The 17,180-nt window shown below is 69.0% G+C and carries 14 protein-coding genes; 7 read left to right on the top strand and 7 right to left on the bottom strand.

Annotation, left to right across the window (positions count from 1 at the left end; translation table 11 throughout):
- The first annotated feature begins 43 nt into the window (after positions 1–43).
- The gene (locus ACZK4S_RS04070; protein WP_255433508.1) at positions 44–730 is read left to right on the top strand and encodes a TetR/AcrR family transcriptional regulator; all 687 of its coding nucleotides are present in this window, start codon (positions 44–46) and stop codon (positions 728–730) included.
- Here ACZK4S_RS04070 and ACZK4S_RS04065 read toward each other — a convergent pair.
- Genes ACZK4S_RS04065 through rsmI form a run of 5 tightly spaced genes read right to left on the bottom strand, consistent with a single transcriptional unit; the run spans position 697 to position 4,646 of the window.
- Positions 697–1,182: a MarR family winged helix-turn-helix transcriptional regulator gene (locus tag ACZK4S_RS04065; RefSeq protein ID WP_076060077.1), complete on the bottom strand. Its 486-nt coding sequence runs from the start codon at positions 1,180–1,182 to the stop codon at positions 697–699. The genes ACZK4S_RS04070 and ACZK4S_RS04065 overlap by 34 nt on opposite strands.
- Positions 1,179–2,081 carry a 4-(cytidine 5'-diphospho)-2-C-methyl-D-erythritol kinase gene (locus ACZK4S_RS04060; protein WP_143570892.1) on the bottom strand — a complete coding sequence of 301 codons (903 nt, stop codon included), beginning with the start codon at positions 2,079–2,081 and terminating at the stop codon, positions 1,179–1,181. Before ACZK4S_RS04060 ends, ACZK4S_RS04065 begins: the two co-directional genes overlap by 4 nt.
- A gap of 9 nt (positions 2,082–2,090) precedes the next feature.
- Complete coding sequence (rsmA, locus tag ACZK4S_RS04055; protein ID WP_463643454.1) at positions 2,091–2,942, bottom strand: 16S rRNA (adenine(1518)-N(6)/adenine(1519)-N(6))-dimethyltransferase RsmA; 852 nt, start codon at positions 2,940–2,942, stop codon at positions 2,091–2,093.
- Positions 2,935–3,801, bottom strand: coding sequence for a TatD family hydrolase (locus ACZK4S_RS04050; protein ID WP_463643453.1), 867 nt, complete (start codon positions 3,799–3,801; stop codon positions 2,935–2,937). Before ACZK4S_RS04050 ends, rsmA begins: the two co-directional genes overlap by 8 nt.
- Entirely contained in the window at positions 3,801–4,646 is an 846-nt protein-coding gene (gene rsmI / locus ACZK4S_RS04045; protein WP_463643452.1) for a 16S rRNA (cytidine(1402)-2'-O)-methyltransferase, read from the bottom strand. Before rsmI ends, ACZK4S_RS04050 begins: the two co-directional genes overlap by 1 nt.
- A 22-nt stretch (positions 4,647–4,668) precedes the next feature.
- On the opposite strand from rsmI, the gene ACZK4S_RS04040 reads away from it, so the two are divergent.
- Both ACZK4S_RS04040 and ACZK4S_RS04035 read left to right on the top strand, forming a co-directional pair.
- Positions 4,669–6,225: a dolichyl-phosphate-mannose--protein mannosyltransferase gene (locus tag ACZK4S_RS04040; protein ID WP_463643451.1), complete on the top strand. Its 1,557-nt coding sequence runs from the start codon at positions 4,669–4,671 to the stop codon at positions 6,223–6,225.
- 190 nt (positions 6,226–6,415) lie between these two features.
- Positions 6,416–10,726: a glycosyl hydrolase family 95 catalytic domain-containing protein gene (locus ACZK4S_RS04035; RefSeq protein WP_463643450.1), complete on the top strand. Its 4,311-nt coding sequence runs from the start codon at positions 6,416–6,418 to the stop codon at positions 10,724–10,726.
- 53 nt (positions 10,727–10,779) lie between these two features.
- On the opposite strand, the gene ACZK4S_RS04030 is transcribed toward ACZK4S_RS04035, so the two are convergent.
- Entirely contained in the window at positions 10,780–11,856 is a 1,077-nt protein-coding gene (locus ACZK4S_RS04030) for an FAD-dependent oxidoreductase (RefSeq protein WP_463643449.1), read from the bottom strand.
- 130 nt (positions 11,857–11,986) lie between these two features.
- On the opposite strand from ACZK4S_RS04030, the gene ACZK4S_RS04025 reads away from it, so the two are divergent.
- The 4 genes from ACZK4S_RS04025 (at position 11,987) to ACZK4S_RS04010 (ending at position 15,917) form a co-directional block, all read left to right on the top strand.
- On the top strand, positions 11,987–13,408 hold the full coding sequence (locus tag ACZK4S_RS04025; RefSeq protein WP_463643448.1) for a uracil-xanthine permease family protein: 1,422 nt from the start codon (positions 11,987–11,989) through the stop codon (positions 13,406–13,408).
- A gap of 65 nt (positions 13,409–13,473) precedes the next feature.
- On the top strand, positions 13,474–13,968 hold the full coding sequence (locus ACZK4S_RS04020) for a flavin reductase family protein (protein ID WP_463643447.1): 495 nt from the start codon (positions 13,474–13,476) through the stop codon (positions 13,966–13,968).
- A 63-nt stretch (positions 13,969–14,031) separates the two neighbouring features.
- Positions 14,032–14,634, top strand: a complete 603-nt coding sequence (locus ACZK4S_RS04015) for a winged helix-turn-helix domain-containing protein (protein ID WP_076060096.1) — start codon at positions 14,032–14,034, stop codon at positions 14,632–14,634.
- A complete protein-coding gene (locus ACZK4S_RS04010; RefSeq protein WP_463643446.1) occupies positions 14,631–15,917 on the top strand; it encodes an MFS transporter in 1,287 nt (428 codons plus the stop codon). Before ACZK4S_RS04015 ends, ACZK4S_RS04010 begins: the two co-directional genes overlap by 4 nt.
- Here ACZK4S_RS04010 and ACZK4S_RS04005 read toward each other — a convergent pair.
- Complete coding sequence (locus ACZK4S_RS04005) at positions 15,902–17,128, bottom strand: glycoside hydrolase family 32 protein (RefSeq protein WP_463643445.1); 1,227 nt, start codon at positions 17,126–17,128, stop codon at positions 15,902–15,904. The genes ACZK4S_RS04010 and ACZK4S_RS04005 overlap by 16 nt on opposite strands.
- Positions 17,129–17,180 lie beyond the last annotated feature (52 nt).

Below are 17,180 nucleotides of genomic sequence, written 5' to 3'. Positions count from 1 at the left end.
CACTCCCGCTGCGCCCAACCGTGCCCGCCGCTCGCGGACGCGCATGACGGCGGTCCAACGCAGGGAGCAGCTCATCGAGATCTCCCGCGAACTGTTCGCCGAGCGCGGCTACGAGGGAACCGCGGTCGAGGAGATCGCGGCCAGGGCCGGTGTGTCCAAGCCGGTGGTCTACGAACACTTCGGCGGGAAAGAGGGCGCCTACGCCGTCGTGGTGGACCGCGAGACCCAGACGCTCCACAACGCCATCCGCAACGCCCTCACCACCCCCGGCGCAAGGTCACGCGAGTTGCTCGAGCGAGGCGCGATGGCACTGCTGGACTACATCGAGAACCGGCCCGACGGTTTCCGCATCCTGTCGCGCGACCCGTCGTCGGTCCACACCGCCGGCCAGACCGGCGGCTCGTTCGCGTCGATCCTCAGCGACATCGCGGTGCAGGTGGAAGACATCCTCGCGTCGGAGTTCAGCCGCACCGGTCACGACCCCCAGTTCGCCGGCCTCTACGCGCAGGCCCTTGTCGGGCTGGTGGCACAGACGGGTCAACAGTGGCTGGACAGCCGTGAGCCGTCCCGCGAGATCGTGGCCCGGCACCTGATCAACCTGGCCTGGAACGGGATGGCGCACCTCAAGCCGGACCCGAAGCTGATCATGGAGACCATCGACAAGCGACGCGACAAGATTGCCGTGGAGGACGGGCCTCAGGAAGAACCCAGGAGCAGGCGCCGCAAGTAGTTGGCCAGCCGGTCCTGATCGGCCTGGTTCCAGTGCTCCAGCAGATCCGCCTCGAGTTCGATCAGCGTGGCCATCGCCGCGTCCACCAGCGTCAGCCCGTAGTCCGTCAGCGACACCAGCACGCCCCGGCCGTCGTGGGGATCAGGTTCGCGGGTCACCGCTCCCCTGCTCACCAGCCGGTCCACGCGGTTGGTCATCGTGCCCGACGTGACGTGGGTCTCCTTGAGGAGTTGCCCCGGCGTCATCTGGTAGGGGCTGCCGACGCGGCGGAGCGCCGCGAGCACGTCGAACTCCCAGCCCTCGATCTCGTGGCGGGCGAACGCCGCCTTGCGCTGGACCGCCAAGGTGCCGGCGAGGCGGTCGATCCGGGACCACACCTGCAGCGGCGCGAGTTTCAGATCCGGGCGCACCCGTTCCCAGGCTGCGACGACGCCGTCGACCTCGTCACTCACGGCATCACCTGCGCTCCGGAAACCGGGCCGTAGGCACGCCGGACGGCGCGGACACCGCTGAACACGGCCAACGCCTCGGCGATCTCATGGCTGTGGGCCTCCGACCCTGCCAGGAAGGCGCACGTGGGGCCCGAACCGCTGACGATGGCGCCAAGCGCGCCGGCATCGCGGCCCAACCGCAACGTGTGGGCCAAGGTGGGCTGCAGCGCGATGGCAGCCTCCTCCAGGTCATTGGACAGCGCGGCCCCCACCGCGGGGAGGTCTCCCGCGCGGAGCGCTTCCACCAGGTCGTGCGGGATGTCTGTTGCGTTGGGTGTGCTGACCCGGTCGAACTCCCTGAACACCGCGGGGGTCGACAGGCCGGTGTGCGACAACGCGAACGTCCAGTGGTAGGTGCCCTCGGTCATCAGCGGGGCCAGCTGTTCGCCCCGGCCGGTGCCGATCGCGGTGCCTCCCAGCAGCAGGAACGGTACGTCGGAACCCAGTTCCGCGGCCAACGGGTGGAGCTCCTCGCGGGAGAGCCCCAACCCCCACAACGCGGAACACGCCATGAGCACCGCGGCGGCGTCTGCTGACCCGCCGGCCATGCCCCCGGCGACAGGGATGCGCTTGCGGATGGTCAACGAGACACCCACGTCGTCACGCCCGGCGTGCCGGGCAAGCAACTTTGCGGCCCGGATGGCGAGGTTGGTGTCGTCCACGGGCAGAAATGCGGCGCCTTCACCGTGGAAGGCGAGGCTGAACTGGCCGGCTCGGGCTTCTTCAGCGGCGACCTCGTCGCCCAGCGACACGGCCTGAAAAACGGTTGCCAACTGGTGATAGCCCTGGGCGTCGGTCCCACCGACCCTCAGAGCGAGATTCACCTTCGCAGGTACGCGCACCCGCACCGTGTTACTCACGGCATGAACCTACCCCAGAAGTCGCTCGGCGATGCGCGCAAATGCCTCGATGTCAAGCATTTCCCCGCGCAGTTGCGGGTCGAGCCCGGCCGCCTCGATCGCCGCGGCCGCCGCCGACGACGACCCGGCCATCCCGGAGAGCGCGGCCCGCAACATCTTGCGACGCTGGGCGAAGGCCGCGTCGACCACCTCGAACACCTGCGCGCGGGTCGCCGTCGTCTCCGGTGCGGGGCGGCGCCTGATCCGCACCAGCCCCGAGTCGACATTGGGCACCGGCCAGAAGACCTTCGGCGGCACGGTGCCCACCCGCGCCGTCTCGGCGTACCAGGCGGCCTTGGCGCTGGGTACGCCGTACACCTTGGAGCCGGGTGGCGCCACCAACCGGTCCGCCACCTCCAACTGCACCATGACCAGGCCACGCGTCCAGTCCGGGAACAACTCGAACATCCGCAGCAACACGGGCACCGACACGTTGTAGGGCAGGTTCGCCACCAGCGCGGTGGGCGCAAGCGGCAACTGCTCCACCTGGAGGGCGTCGGCCTCGACGACATGCAGCCGCCCGGCCGCGTCACCGCCCATCCGCTCGCGAACAGTCTGCTCGAGCCGCCGCGCGAGCCGCTGCTCGATCTCCACGGCGACGACGGTGGCGCCGCGCTCCAGTAGGCCCAACGTCAAGGAACCCAGGCCGGGCCCGATCTCGAGCACCACGTCGTCGGCCTGCACCTCAGCGATGTCGACGATGCGGCGCACCGTGTTGGGGTCGATCACGAAGTTCTGGCCGCGCTGCTTGGTGGGGCGCAGGTCCAGTTCCGCGGCGATCTTGCGGACCGACGACGGGTCCAGCAGTCCGGTCTCAGGCATCTCCCCACCTCCCGCCGTATGCGGCGAACGTGTTGGCGGTCAACTGGTCACAGAACTCCGCGAGGTCCACCTCGAGCAGTTGGGCCAGGAACCGGACGGTGTGCGGCAGCAGGTAGGGCGCGTTGGCCTTGCCACGCTGCGGCCTGGGTGTGAGGTAGGGGGCGTCGGTCTCCACCAGGATCCGGTCGGCCGGCGTGGCGAGCGCGGCTTCGCGCAGCGACTCCGCCGAGCCGAACGTGACCACGCCAGGGAACGACAGCCAGGCGCCCCTCTCGAGGCACCGGGCAGCGAAATCTGCGTCGCCGGAGAAGCAGTGCATCACGAACCGCTCCGGCACGCCCTCGTCGTCCAGCACCCGCAGGATGTCGTCGTGGGCGTCACGGTCGTGGATCATCAGCGTCTTGCCCAGGTGCTTTGCCCACTGGATGTGGCGCCGAAAGGCGACTTCCTGCGCCCGGCGACCCTCAGCCTCCCGCGTGCGGAAGTAGTCCAGCCCCGTCTCCCCCACGGCCACGACACCCGGATGCGCACACAACTCCTCGATGACCGCCAGGTCTTCGTCCAGCCGCGACTCCCCGTGCTTCAGGAAAGTGCGGGCAACGTCGTTGGGGTGCAGCGCCACCGCGGCGCGCACCTGCGGGTCTGCCTCCACCAGCGCGACGGCGGCCCGGGCACTCGGCACGTCGCAGCCGACCTCGATCACCCTCGTCACCCCCACCCCGGCGGCCAGGCGAAGGTTGTCGGCAACCTTCAGGCCTGAGTACTCCTCCGTCGAGGTGAGGTGCGTGTGGTTGTCGATCACCGCGCGCGGCAACGACTCCGGCAGCGGGGGCAGCCCCAGTTCGTCGATGACGCTCATCACTTCTCCTTGTCGGCCAGAGCGGCCGCGTACAAAGCCTTGCGGCTGGTGCCGGTGATCTTGGCGACATCGGCCACCGCCGCAGACAGTTTCGCACCACCGGCCATGGCCTGCCGAACCAGCGCCAGCGCATCGTCGGCCGAGGTCTCCTGCGGCTCGGCGCCACCGATGACGACGGTGACCTCACCGCGCACCTCGCCGGCGGCCCATTGCGCCAACTCCGAGAGCGGCCCCCTGATGATCTCCTCGTACGGCTTGGTGAGTTCGCGGCAGATCGCCCCGCGTCGCGCCTCGCCCAACTCAGTGGCGGCGTCGGTCAGGAACTCCTGGAGCCGGTGCGGGGCCTCGAAGAAGACCATCGTCCGTTCCTCCGTGGCGAGGGCGGCCAACCGCCGCCGGCGCTCACCCGTCTTGCGCGGTAGAAACCCTTCGAAACAGAACCGGTCCACCTTCAGCCCGGAGACCGCCAGCGCGGTCACCACCGCCGACGGACCGGGCACTGCCGTCACGCGCAGGCCCTCGTCGATGCAGGCTGTCACGACGCGGTACCCCGGGTCGCTCACCGAGGGCATGCCCGCGTCGGTGACGAGCACCACGCGCTGCCCGGAGGCCACCGCCTCCACCAGTTCGCGCGTGCGGCTTGCCTCGTTGCCCTCGAAGTAGCTCACGACCCGCGCCTTCGGCGTGATGCCGAGGCGCCTGGCCAACGTCAGGAAACGGCGGGTGTCCTCCGCGGCGATGAGATCTGCCGAGGTCAGAGCGTCGCGCAACTTCTGACTGGCGTCGTCGGACGAACCGATCGGTGTGGCTGCCAGGATCAGTGTTCCATCGCTCGGGTCATGCATGGGTAGAGCCTATGATGCCTGTGTGCAAACGACCTTGACGGCGCTCGACGACGGCAAACTCCGTGACCGGACCGTCGGCTGGATCGTGACGATCTCCATCACCCTCATGGCCTTCGCGCTGCGGTTCTACAACATCGGCTTCCCCCACAAGGTGCTGTTCGACGAGACGTACTACGCCAAGGACGGCTGGGCCATCATGCAGTCCGGCTACGAGCGCAACTGGGCCGACGGCGCCAACGACCTCCTCCTCAAGGGCGACCTCAGCGGCATGGAGGACACGGCCGCGTTCGTCGTCCACCCTCCGCTGGGCAAGATTCTGATCGGCCTCGGCGAGACCATGTTCGGGATGAACCCGTTCGGCTGGCGGTTCATGGCGCTCATCTTCGGCACGCTGCTGGTGTTCCTCACCATCCGGCTCGCCCGCCGGGTGTCGCGCTCCACGCTCATCGGCGCGGTCGCCGGCCTGCTGCTGACGTTCGACGGCCTCGCCTTTGTGATGAGCCGGCTGGCGCTGCTGGACATCTTCCAGGCCACCCTCGCCGTCGCGGCCATCGCTGCCCTGGTGGCGGACCGCGACTGGTTCCGGCACCGCCTCGCGCACCACCTGAGGAAGAACAACCTCGACGACCTGGGCGGCCAGTTCGGTCCGCTCATGCTCCTTCGCCCCTGGCGCATCGCCGCGGGCGTCCTGTTCGGCCTCTCCTGCGCGGTCAAGTGGAACTCCATCTACGTGCTCGCCGTCTTCGGGATCGTGACCGTGGTCTGGGATCTCGGGGCCAGGCAGCTGGCCGGCGCCCGGCACCGGAAGTGGCTCTCACTCGTGATCGACGCCCCCGCCGCGTTCGTCCAGCTCGTCGTCGTGGCGGTGCCCGTGTACATCGCGACCTGGTGGGGCTGGCTCAGCACCTCTGGGGGCTACAGCCGTGACTGGGGAGAGGGCAATCCGGACCACCCCCTCGTGAAGTTCTTCGGCAATGCCCTCGGCTCGCTCATGTGGTACCACCACCAGGCCTACGAGTTCCACACCAGCGACAAGATGATGACGGAGACGACGCACACGTACCAGTCGCATCCGGCCAGCTGGATCCTCATGCTGCGCCCCATCGGCATCGAAGCCGAGAACGACATCCAGCCCGGCACCCAGGGCTGCGAGGCGGTGGGCGACACGTGCATGCGGATCATCTCCGGCATGGGCACCCCGGTCCTCTGGTGGGCCGCCGCCCTCGCACTGCTCGCCGGCCTCTACTGGTGGATCATCAAGCGCGACTGGCGCTTCGCGGTGCCGGTGCTCGCGCTGGGCGCGGCCTGGCTGCCCTGGTTCCAGTACGCGGACCGGCCCATCTTCTTCTTCTACGCGATCATGATGATCCCGTTCAGCTCCATCGCCCTGGCGATGGCGATCGGCAAGATCCTCGGGCCACCGGAGCATCCGAAGAGGCGGGTGCGGGCCATCGTCGCGGGGCTGATCGTCGCGCTGGTGATCGTGAACTTCGCCTACCTCTATCCGGTGCTCACGGCCGAACTGGTCAGCAGGAGCAGCTGGTGGGCGCGGATGTGGTTGGGCAACACCTGGGTCTGACCGGCCGGTCACAGGGCCCGCAATAGGCGTGAGCGCTTTGACCGAATGTGTTCCCGTTTCCCGGGACCCCATGAACAATGAGGGCCGAACTGTTCATTACGACACAGGTTGGTCAACGATGTCCCGCTTTTCCAAGGCAATCGTTGCAGCTCTGTCCGCGGCCCTGGTTGCGACTACAGCTGTAACTCCCATGCTTTCCACCACAGCCACGGCGGCCCCGACGACGACCCAGCAGGACCCGTTGGTCCTGCGGTACTCGGCGCCCGCCCCCCTCAACCGCTGGCAGGAGGAGTCCCTCCCGATCGGCAACGGCGCCCTCGGAGCGTCGGTCTTCGGCCAGGTCGTCAATGACGAGCTCTTCCTCAACGAGAAGACGCTCTGGACCGGCGGCCCCGGAGTCACCGGCTACCGGTACGGCAACTACCCCGCGGACCAGATCACCCAGCGGCGCGCCAACCTCCAGGAGGTGCGCGACCGGATCAACACCGTCGGTCAGGCGGATCCCGGCTGGGTGGCCGGCAAGCTCGGCCAGCCCAAGGTGGGCTACGGCAACTACCAGTCGTTCGGCAAGCTGCAGTTCGCCTTCAACAACGGCGTCGGCACGCCCACGGACTACGAGCGCTCCCTCGACATCGACAACTCCGTCGCCAAGGTGACCTACAAGGTGGGCGACACCACGTTCACCCGCGAGTACATCGCGTCCTACCCGGACAACGTCGTCATGATGAAGATCTCCGCCGACAAGCCCGGCGCCGTGAACTTCACCACCACCTATGACCGCAAGCTGCAGGACGGCGTGGCAGACAACCAGGAAGCCCTCAGTTCCGGCACCGTCACCGCCAGCGGCAGCCGCATCACGCTGAGCGGTGTCTCCCCCAACAACGGCCTCAAGTACAACGCCCAGGCCGACATCGCCACCGACGGCGGCACGACGACGGCGGCCGGCGCCAGCATCACCGTGGCCGGCGCGGACTCGGCCACCCTCGTGTGGGCCGCCGCCACCGACTACGGCCCGCAGTACAACGCCGACATCACCAGGTCCTACCGCGACGGCCGCACGGCCGAGCAGGTGGCCGCTGAAGTGACCAAGCGGGTCGGCGACGCCAGGGCCAAGGGCTGGAGCGGCGTCATGACCGCCCACCAGGCCGACTACAAGAACATCTACGACCGCGTGAAGCTCGACCTCGACGGCGCGGCGCTCACGCTGCCCACCAACCAGGCCCGCTCCGCCTACCGCGGCACCTCGGACCAGGACCGCACGCTCGAGACCCTGTACTACCAGTACGGCCGCTACCTGCTGATCTCGTCGTCGCGCGACGTGACACTCGGCGCCGCCAACCTCCAGGGCGTGTGGAACGAGCGGAACAACCCGCCGTGGTCCGCGGACTACCACACCAACATCAACGTGCAGATGAACTACTGGCCGGCGCTGTCGGGCAACATGCCCGAGAGCTACGACGCCTACCTCGACTACATCACCTCGCTGGTGGACGCCGGCGCCACCTCCGCGGAGAACGTGCTGGGCATCCAGGACTCCTGGATGGTCATGAACGAGACCACGCCCTACGGCTTCACCGGCGTCTTCGACTGGTCCACCGCGTTCTGGTTCCCCGAGGCCAACGCCTGGCTGGCGCAGGCCTTCTGGTGGAAGTACCTGTACACCGGTGATGAGGACTTCCTTCGCACCACCGCCTACCCCATGCTCAAGAAGACCTCGAAGTTCTGGGAGCAGTACCTCGTCGAGGACCCCCGCGACGGCACGCTCGTGGCCAACCCGTCGTACTCGCCCGAGCACGGCCCGTTCGTGGCCGGCGCGGCCATGAGCCAGCAGATCGCCACGGAACTGTTCCAGTCCACCATCGAGGCCGCGGAGATCCTCGGCGTCGACTCGGAGGTGGCCGCCCTGCGCAGCACGCTCGCCGACACCGATCCCGGCCTGACGATCAGCGACCAGACCGGCATGATCCTCGAATGGAAGGGCACCGAGGAACTCGGCGAGATCGGCCACCGCCACGTCTCGCACCTGTACGCGCTGTGGCCCGGACGCAACATCTCCGCCAACACCACCCCTGAGCTCGCCGAGGCCGCGCGCAAGTCGCTCGTCCACCGCGGCGACGGCGGCACCGGCTGGTCCATGGCCTGGAAGATCAACTTCTGGGCCAAGCTCTTCGACGGCGACCACGCCCACCAGATGGTGAAGAACATCATCTCGAACTCCACCTACGCCAACCTCTGGGACGCGCACCCGCCCTTCCAGATCGACGGCAACTTCGGCGCCACCTCCGGCATCAACGAGATGCTCGTCGCCAATGACCCGGGCCTCATCACGGTGCTTCCGGCCCTTCCCGCAGCCTGGAGCAACGGCTCCGTGGACGGCATCAAGGCCTGGAACGACGTCACCGTTGGGACCACCTGGGTCTCCGGGGCAGCCGAACAGATCCGTCTCAACACCGGCAACGCCGGCCCGGTGAAGGTCAAGACGACCCTGGCCGGAGCCCCCGTCACCGTGCGTGACGGCTCCGGCGCCACCGTCGCCGCCACCCGCGCCGACGGCGTCATCTCCTTCACCGCCACCGCCGGTGGCACCTACACCATCGACGGCGACACCAAGCTGGTCGTGACCGACGCGCCTGAGTCGCTGGTCTACTCCACCGACGGTGTCGTGAGCGTCGATTACGTCGGCGCCCCCGCCGGCGCCCAGCTCGTCGTCGAGGCCCCCGAAGGCTGGCAGGTGTCGCCTGAGCGTCAGGTGGTCGCCGAGGGCGACGGCACCGCGTCGTTCACCGTCCGGACCCCGAACACCGGCACGCAGGGAACGCTGCGGATCCGCCTCGTGGCAACGGATCTCGAGGTGAGCGCCACCGTCGGGATCCAGCTCACCGATCCCGCGATCATCCCGGTTCAGACCGTGGCCGCCTGGAACAGCGCCGAAGCCGGCGGCGAAGGCGCCGTGAACGGCTACGTGTCGGCGGCCATAGATGGCAACCCGTCCACCTTCTGGCACACCCAGTGGAGCGCCGGCACCCCCAACTACCCGCACTACATCGTGCTGGACCTGGGAGAGGAGAAGGAGTTCACGTCCTTCACCTACACCCCACGCCCGAAGAGCGATTGTGGTTCGTCCAACGATCCGGCTGTCTGCAACGGCCAGATCGGCGGCTACGAGATCCAGGTCCCGACAGCCGGCACCTGGGTGCCTCCCACCGCCGCGCAGCTGCGCCAGGCCCAGTACGCCCAGCCCGCGGATGCAGCGTTCGAGACGATCGCCTCGGGCACGTTCGAGAAGAACACCGCCCCCAAGGTGGTCACGCTCGAGGCTCCGGTGACCGCGCGCTACGTCAAGCTGCTCGCCACCAGCCCGGCCGCCACCGGCCAGGCGTGGGCGCACGCCGGCGAACTCGGCGTGCGGGGTACCCCGGCCGCCGACCCGGAGCCGCTGCCCAACCCATCCGTCGTGGTCTCGCCGGTATCAGTTGAGCCGGGCGAAACCGTCACCATCACCGGTGCCGGCTGGACCTCAGGAGAAGCGGTGACCATCACCGTCGGCGACGCCATGGTGACCGCCACCGCGAACGCCGAGGGCGCTTTCACCGCGTCCCACGTGGTTCCCACTGGCACTGCCTCCGGCGCACTCGAAGTGGTTGCGGTCGGGGCATCGAAGGCGGTCGCGTCCACCACGCTGACCGTCGCGGATGCCACGGGACCCGCCGTCAGCCCGATCGGCGCGCAGAGCGCCACCGTCGGTGAGGCCTTCGAGCTGCAGGTGACCGCATCGGATCCGTCCGTGCCGCTCACCTACACGGTGGCCAACGCCCCGTCGTGGCTGACGATCGACACCGCGGGCAAGCTCACCGGCACCCCCACCGGGGCCGGCAGCTACAACGTGACGGTCCGCGTGGCCGACGCTGAGGGCAACGTCTCGTCGGTGACCTTCGCGCTGACCGTGGAGCCGGCGGTGGAACCCTCCCCGTCCGCCTCGCCGTCGCCGTCGAAGTCGCCCAAGCCCTCGAAGTCGCCCACGGCGAAGCCGACCACGACGCCGACGAAGCCAGGCGGCGGATTCGTGCGGACCGCGCCCTACACCCTGGCGGGCACGCACCTGCTCAACGACCGTCAGTGGATGACCACCTGCGAGGACTACTCGCAGACCGAGCGATGCCGCACCGAGATCTGGGCCACCGTCGTCCAGATCGAGAATGGGGAGTTCGTCCGGAAGTCCGGCTGGGTGTTCAACAACCTCACCTACCTCCCGTTCATGACGCGTGAGGCGTGGAAGGGCAACCCGCTGGGTGACCTGGGTTCGACCACGAAGGGGGTGTTCACCTCGGCCGGACGCCAGTGGAAGACCGAGTGCGACACCCCGGCCACCGGCCGCGGGGCCTGCCGGTCCTATACGTGGACGACGGTCTACGCCGCCACGGCGAAGCCCGCCGGCGGCTACACCTTCAGCCAGAGCAACGACTGGGTCTTCAACAACATCGTGATGTTCAAGACCCCCTAGTCAGCACTGCAGGAAGCCCCGGACTCGCCGAGTCCGGGGCTTCTTCACGTCGGTCAGAGGCTGCGCAGCATCCGCGACCCGAGGGCACGGATCTTGCTGATGGGTGGCAGCGCGTTGTCGCTGCGCTGGTGCCCGGCCAGCAACCTGGCAAGGTAGTGGCCGCTCGCCGTCCCGTTCATCAGTTCGCCGCGACCGTTGCCGCGTGCGTAGAACCCGCCCGGGATGGCGGAGGCGCCGACGACGGGGCGACCGTGGTCGCTGGGGTCGATCGCCAGGCGGCTGTGCTCGATCTCAGTGGCGTCGAGGTGGTCGACGGCCCACGCCCCGAGCGCCTCCGCGGCCTGCTCCACCCCGCCGAGGGCTGTCTTCTGGCCCAGCAGCAGCGCGGTGTCGCCGGTGGGGCGCACCATCCACACCTCGGGGCGGGCGTACAGCGACACCTCGGTGAGCGGCGCGGCCGGGCGGCACCGCACGACGGGCACCCACTCGGCGGGGCCGATGCGCGCCACCCTGCCCCACGGGCTGACGCCGAGGGTGTCGATCACGGCCATGCCGGTGACGTGCCCCACGTCGTGCAGCCACGCCATGTTGTTGCGGAAGTAGATCCGGGTGGCTCCCTCGCGCCGCGTCAGGTGCGTCACGGTGACGCCATGGACGACATTGGCGCCCGCCCGCACAGCTGCCGCGCGCAATTCGGCGGCGTAGGCGACGGGGTCGACGACCAACGCCTGCGACATGAGGCTGATCGAATCCGGGGCGACCAGCACGTCGGCCGCGCCGCCCTCCCCGCGGTACAGGTCTGCGAGTTGCAGCGTCTCGGCCTCGTCGCCGCCGGGCAGCGATCGGTCGCGCAGCATCATCGGTTCCGCGTCCGGATAGACCTCCGTGATCTGCGCGAGGCCGGCGATGTTGCGGCGGGTGTGTTCGCGCGCCGCCGCCAGACCGTAGAAGTGGGCCATGGTGGCGACGGTGGAGGCGTGGCCGATGGCCGCGACACCGTGGGAGGTGGCGGCGCTGACCCCCTCGTCGTTCGGGTCGAGCACCACCACGCCGAAGCCCTCAGACGCGAGTAGCCGTGCGACGGTGAGACCTGCCACCGTCGCGCCGAGGACCACCACGTCATGCGCCATGACCCAACAGTATCCATCGCCGCGCGCGGCATCCGGGCGCACACGCAACATGGCCGCCCATTAGGACACCCGGAGATGCCACCCGAGGGGCGCTCCGAGTAACATCACGCCGACGAAAGGAAGCGACCGCATGTGGAAGCTGCACAATAACGGAGTCCTCCTCCCCGACGCGGTGGTCAAGCCCACCGAACGCCTGGGCTGGGGACGCACCATCGGGCTGGGCGCCCAGCACGTCGTGGCCATGTTCGGCGCCACCTTCGTATTCCCCCTGTTGATGGGCCTCAACCCGCAGCTCGCGGTGATGATGTCGGGCATCGCCACCCTGCTGTTCCTGTTCGTGGTCAAGCACCGCGTGCCGAGCTACCTCGGCTCGTCGGCTTCCTTCGTCGGGGTCGCCACGGCCATCTACGCGGCGGGCGGCAACCCCGCGACGCTGACCGGCGCGCTGTTCGTCGTCGGCCTCCTGCTGTTCATGGCTGGCCTCATCATCCACTTCGCCGGCGCCCGCGTGATCCACAAGGCGCTGCCGCCGGTGGTGACCGGCGCGGTCGTGATGCTGATCGGCTTCAACCTCGCACCGGTGGTCGCCGGCGTGTACTGGCCCGTCGACCCCTGGCTGGCCTTCGTGGTCATGCTCATCGTCGTGGGGCTGTCCATCGGCCTGCGCGGCTTCTGGGGCCGCATCGCCATCTTCCTGTCGCTGGTCATCGGCTATGTGGTCAGCTGGCTGGCCGACCTCGCGTTCGGTCCGCTGCAGAAGGAGGGCGCCGACGGCACGGTCACCGAACAGCTCCGCGTCGACTGGAGCGCCGTCAAGGAGGCCGACTGGTTCGGTCTGCCCCCGGTGACGGACCTGGCCAACTGGGAGTTCGGCTCCACCGCCAACGTGGTGGGCCTGCACCTGCCGCAGTTCTCGCTGGGTGCGATCATCATCGCCATCCCCGTCGTCATCGCGCTGATCGCGGAGAACACCGGCCACGTGAAGGCCGTCGCGGAGATGACCAAGGAGGATCTCGATCCGCTCATGGGCCGGGCCATCGCGGCGGACGGCGCCGCGTCGATGCTCGCCACCGCCGTGGGCGCGGGCCCCACCACCACCTACGCGGAGAACATCGGTGTCATGGCTGCCTCGCGCGTCTATTCGACGGCGGCCTACGTCGTCGCCGCCATCGTGGCCATCCTGTTCGGCTTCTCCCCCATCTTCGGCGCCGTGATCTCCGCCACCCCGTCGGCCGTCCTCGGCGGCATCACCGTCGTGCTGTACGGCATGATCGGCCTGCTCGGCGCGAAGATCTGGAAAGAGAACAACGTCGACTTCGGCAACCCCCTCAACCTGATCCCCGCCGCGGCCGGCATCATCATCGGCGTGGGCGACGTCAAGGTACCCCTCGGAGGCGACTTCGAGCTGGGCGGCATCGCGCTGGGCACCATCGTGACCATCGGCATCTACCACCTGGCCCGCGCCATCGCGCCGCGCCAGATGCGGGACGAGGCCGACGGCGCCACGCTCCAGTACGACACCCCCGGGATGTACACCGCGGACGAGCGCTGACGGCTCCCGGGGTGTCCCCGGAACGGGACCGGGGCAGACGGCGTCGAGCGACTACCGTGGGACGCGTGAGAGAACTTGAGGTGCGCTTCCGCGAGGCCATGGCTCGCGTCCCGGCCCCGGTGACCATCATCACCACCACCGTCGACGGCACCCCCACGGGCACCACGGTCTCGGCGTTCGCCTCCCTCTCCGTGGATCCGCCCATGGTCTTCTTCGCCCTGGACAACAGGGGCGGGATGATCGAACGCATCCGCGCCGCCGGGCGGGTGGGTGTCAACGTGCTGGCCGGGGACCAGGCCGACGTGGGCGTGCGCTTCGCGCGCCGGGGCGCCGCCGACCGGTTCGCCGACCTCAGCTGGCGCGAGGACCATGGCCTCCCCCGCATCGACGGGGCGGTGTCGTGGCTGCGCTGCGACCACCTGCAGTTCGCGCCGGGCGGTGACCACACCGTCGTGCTGGCCTCCGTGGCGGACGCCGAGACGTTCGGCGACTCCAGCCTCGGCTACCACCTGCGCGAGTTCAAGGACGTGCGGCCGCGGGCGGCCGGCCGGTCGCGCTGATCCCCCCGGAAGGAATGCTAAAGAACTCTTGCTAAAGACTTCTTTAGCATCTATTCTCGTGGCATGAGCGGACACGAGCACGACGCCACCACGGACCCGACGCGCATCCGTGCGCTCGCCCACCCCATCCGGTTGGCGTTGCTTGACTACCTCAGCGGAGTCGCCTCCGCCACCGCCACGCAGTGCGCGGACGCGATCGGCGAGTCCGTGGCGAGCTGCTCCTTCCACCTGCGGACGCTGGCCAAGCACGGCTACATCACGCGGGCCGAATCGGGCGACGCCAAGAGCCGCCCGTGGCAGGTCGCCGCCCGCCGTCAACGCCAGATGTTCTCCGCCGAGGAGCCCGAGTCGCTGCCGGCGGTCCTCGCGCTGGGCACCGCCGTCGTCACGCAGGAGGCCAGGCGCCTCAACGCGTTCATCGAGGCGGCACCGGGCCTGCCGACGGAGGCGATCGACCGGACGCTGGTCTCGCACACCTCGCTCTGGGTCACCCACGACGAGCACGAGGAACTCATGGACGCCGTCCTCGCCCTCTTCGAGCGGTACCGGGATCGCAACGCCGACGAGTCGCTGCGGCCCGAGGGCGCGCTCCGCAACACGGTGTTCATGGCGAGCACCCCGGAACTGTCCAACTTCGACACCGACAGGCAGGGGGCCGTGCAATGAGCATCGGCACAGAGGAGTTCGGCACCACCCGCGAGGCGCTGCGGATTCCCGCCTACCGCAAGCTGGTGGCGGCCTGGTCCATCGGCAACCTCGGCGACTCCGCGCTCTTCCTCACCATCGGCATCTGGGTCAAGGTGCTGACCGGCTCAGATGTCTTTGCCGCGACGGTGTTCATCGTCCTCGGCGTGCCCGCGCTGTTCGCCCCCGCCCTGGGGCTGCTGGCCGACAAGTTCTCGCGCAAACGGATCCTGGTGATCAGCAACATCGCGATCGCGCTGGCCGTGCTCAGCCTGCTGCCCGTGAACGACGCGACGCACCTGTGGTTGATCTACGCGGTCACCTTCGTCTACTCGATGGCCACCTACGTCAACGCCGCGGCGCAGGGCGGGCTGCTGCGGGACACCCTGCCGGATCACCTGCTGGCGGCCGCCAACGGGCTGTTCGGGAGCATCGACCAGGGCCTGCGGATCATCGCGCCACTGGCCGCGGCCGGCGCCTTCGCGCTGTGGGGGATCCGTCCGGTCCTCGTGGTCACCGCCGTGGCCTTCCTGACCTACGCGCTGCTGCTGGCCAACCTCCGGATCGCGGAGACCCGCAATGAGATCTCCAGTGAGAGGCACTGGTTCCACACGTCTCTCGAGGGTTTCGGGGCGCTGCACTCCCGCCCCCGGCTCTGGCGCTTCACCCTCGCCCTGGCGATGGCGGTCTTCGCCGCCGGCGCCATCAACGCCTTGATCTTCCCCATCCTCGACACAGGTCTGGGGCTGCGGGCGGAGATGTTGTCGGTGTTCATCTCGGTGCAGGGGGTGTTCGCTGTCGTCTCCGGGCTCAACGCCGCCCGGCTATTGAAGAAGTGGGGCTACGACCGGCTGATGATGGTCGGCCTGGCCCTGTTCGTGGCGTCCTTCGCGGCGCTGACGGTGCAGCATGTCGTGGTGGTGGTGTTCGCCATCGCGCTGCTCGGGATGTCCATGCCGTTGATGATCGTGGCCACCGTCACGCTCCGGCAGCTCGAACTGCCGCTCAACCTGCAGGGCCGCAGCGGGGCGGCGATGAACATGATGTTCAATGTGCCCCAGGTGCTCACGTCCGCCGTCGTTGCCGCCCTGATCGGCGTCGTGGCGTACCCATGGCTGATCGGGGCGGCGACGGTGGTCGCGGCGTTGGGCTTCATCCCCTTGGCGCAGCAGGCCAGGTTGTCGCGGCGGGCGGCCGCAGAACTGCCCACGGCAGCCGCCCCGACAGCGGTTGGGCGCCAGCCCGCTGACTACCCCAGTGCGTAGACATCCGGGACGCCACCGCTCGCGCTGACACGCAGCCCCGCTCCCTGCGGCTCGACGGCGATCGCGAAGACCCCGGCCTCTGAGGAGACCTCGAGCACAGGTCCGTCGACGATGATCCGTAGCGGTCCCCTCACCGGGAAGGTGTCGCTCGACGACGGGGTCGTCGCCGTGGCCTCATGCGCGGAACGGCTCAGGGAGGCGACCTCGCGCCCCCCCGAGCTGATCGTGAGGGTGCCCGCTTCCCGAGCCCATTCGACGTCAGCAGCCAGCGCCGGAACAACGCCGTCCTCCGCCAACCGCGTCCGGTGGGCTGCGACGTCAGGGTGGGGCAGCGCGACAAGGCGACCCTCCGATGTGGACAGGCGATAGGGCACGCTGTGCGCCCCCTGCCACCCATCACCGCCGACGCCGCGCAGCCAGAGGGTCAGCCCGGGCCGACCGTCGGCGTCGGTGAACAGGGACGGTGCGTACAGGCTGGGCCCCCAGGTGAGGCGGTCCCACGCGTCGACCTCGAAGCGGCCGTCGGCGAAAGTCCCGCTGGCATAGGCGGCGTAGTGCAGCACGTCCGCATCCCAGATGGACGACACCATGAACGAGCGGCCGTCGAGGTCGAAGACCTGCGGACACTCCCACAGCGACCCCATCCAGACGGGTTCCACTTCGGAGGTGTGTCGCTGCAGGGCGATCCCGTCGTAGCGCCAGGAGCTCAGGTCCGGAGACGTGTAGGTCAACGCCATAGCCGTGCCGTCGCGGCCGGCTGCTCCGACGAACATGCGCCAGCCGTCTCCCTCCGGCCGGATGAACGGGTCGCGGTAGGCGATGAGGTCGAGCTCGTCGGGCGCCTGCACAACCACGCGCCCCTTGTTCCAGTTCGCCCAGTTGCCGTCGCTGGGATGGGCCACGCGGATCCGGCCGATGCCGAAGTCGGGGGTGGAGACGGCGGTGAAGAACGCGTGGGCGGACTCCCCCGCCTCAACGATGGTCCCGGTCCAGATGCCGTCGTCACCGTCGCCCGGCGCGATGGCGACCTGGTGCTCGCGCAGCGTCAACAGGTCAGGGCCTGACGCGTGGCCCCAATGACAGTTCGGGCCCCAGACCGTCTGGCCGGGCACGTACTGGAAGAACGTGTCATAGCCTCCGTTGCGCGCCGTGATGCCGTGGGGGTCGTTCATCCAGCCAGAGGCAGGGGTGAAGTGGAAGCTGGGTCGCATGATCTCTCTTCTGGAATAGGAGCGAGGAGGTCCGGCCGCGAGTCTGCGGGTA

The organism is Tessaracoccus zhenghani (assembly GCF_055326325.1).
This window is presented reverse-complemented; position numbering and strand designations above follow the sequence as displayed.

Bases quoted from the DNA above. Each gene is read 5' to 3' on its own strand.
- ACZK4S_RS04070 (WP_255433508.1), top strand. From the start codon at position 44: ATGACGGCGGTCCAACGCAGGGAGCAGCTCATCGAGATCTCCCGCGAA.
- rsmA (WP_463643454.1), bottom strand. From the start codon at position 2,942: ATGCCTGAGACCGGACTGCTGGACCCGTCGTCGGTCCGCAAGATCGCC.
- ACZK4S_RS04050 (WP_463643453.1), bottom strand. From the start codon at position 3,801: ATGAGCGTCATCGACGAACTGGGGCTGCCCCCGCTGCCGGAGTCGTTG.
- rsmI (WP_463643452.1), bottom strand. From the start codon at position 4,646: ATGCATGACCCGAGCGATGGAACACTGATCCTGGCAGCCACACCGATC.
- ACZK4S_RS04035 (WP_463643450.1), top strand. From the start codon at position 6,416: ATGCTTTCCACCACAGCCACGGCGGCCCCGACGACGACCCAGCAGGAC.
- ACZK4S_RS04030 (WP_463643449.1), bottom strand. From the start codon at position 11,856: ATGGCGCATGACGTGGTGGTCCTCGGCGCGACGGTGGCAGGTCTCACC.
- ACZK4S_RS04025 (WP_463643448.1), top strand. From the start codon at position 11,987: ATGTGGAAGCTGCACAATAACGGAGTCCTCCTCCCCGACGCGGTGGTC.
- ACZK4S_RS04015 (WP_076060096.1), top strand. From the start codon at position 14,032: ATGAGCGGACACGAGCACGACGCCACCACGGACCCGACGCGCATCCGT.
- ACZK4S_RS04010 (WP_463643446.1), top strand. From the start codon at position 14,631: ATGAGCATCGGCACAGAGGAGTTCGGCACCACCCGCGAGGCGCTGCGG.
- ACZK4S_RS04005 (WP_463643445.1), bottom strand. From the start codon at position 17,128: ATGCGACCCAGCTTCCACTTCACCCCTGCCTCTGGCTGGATGAACGAC.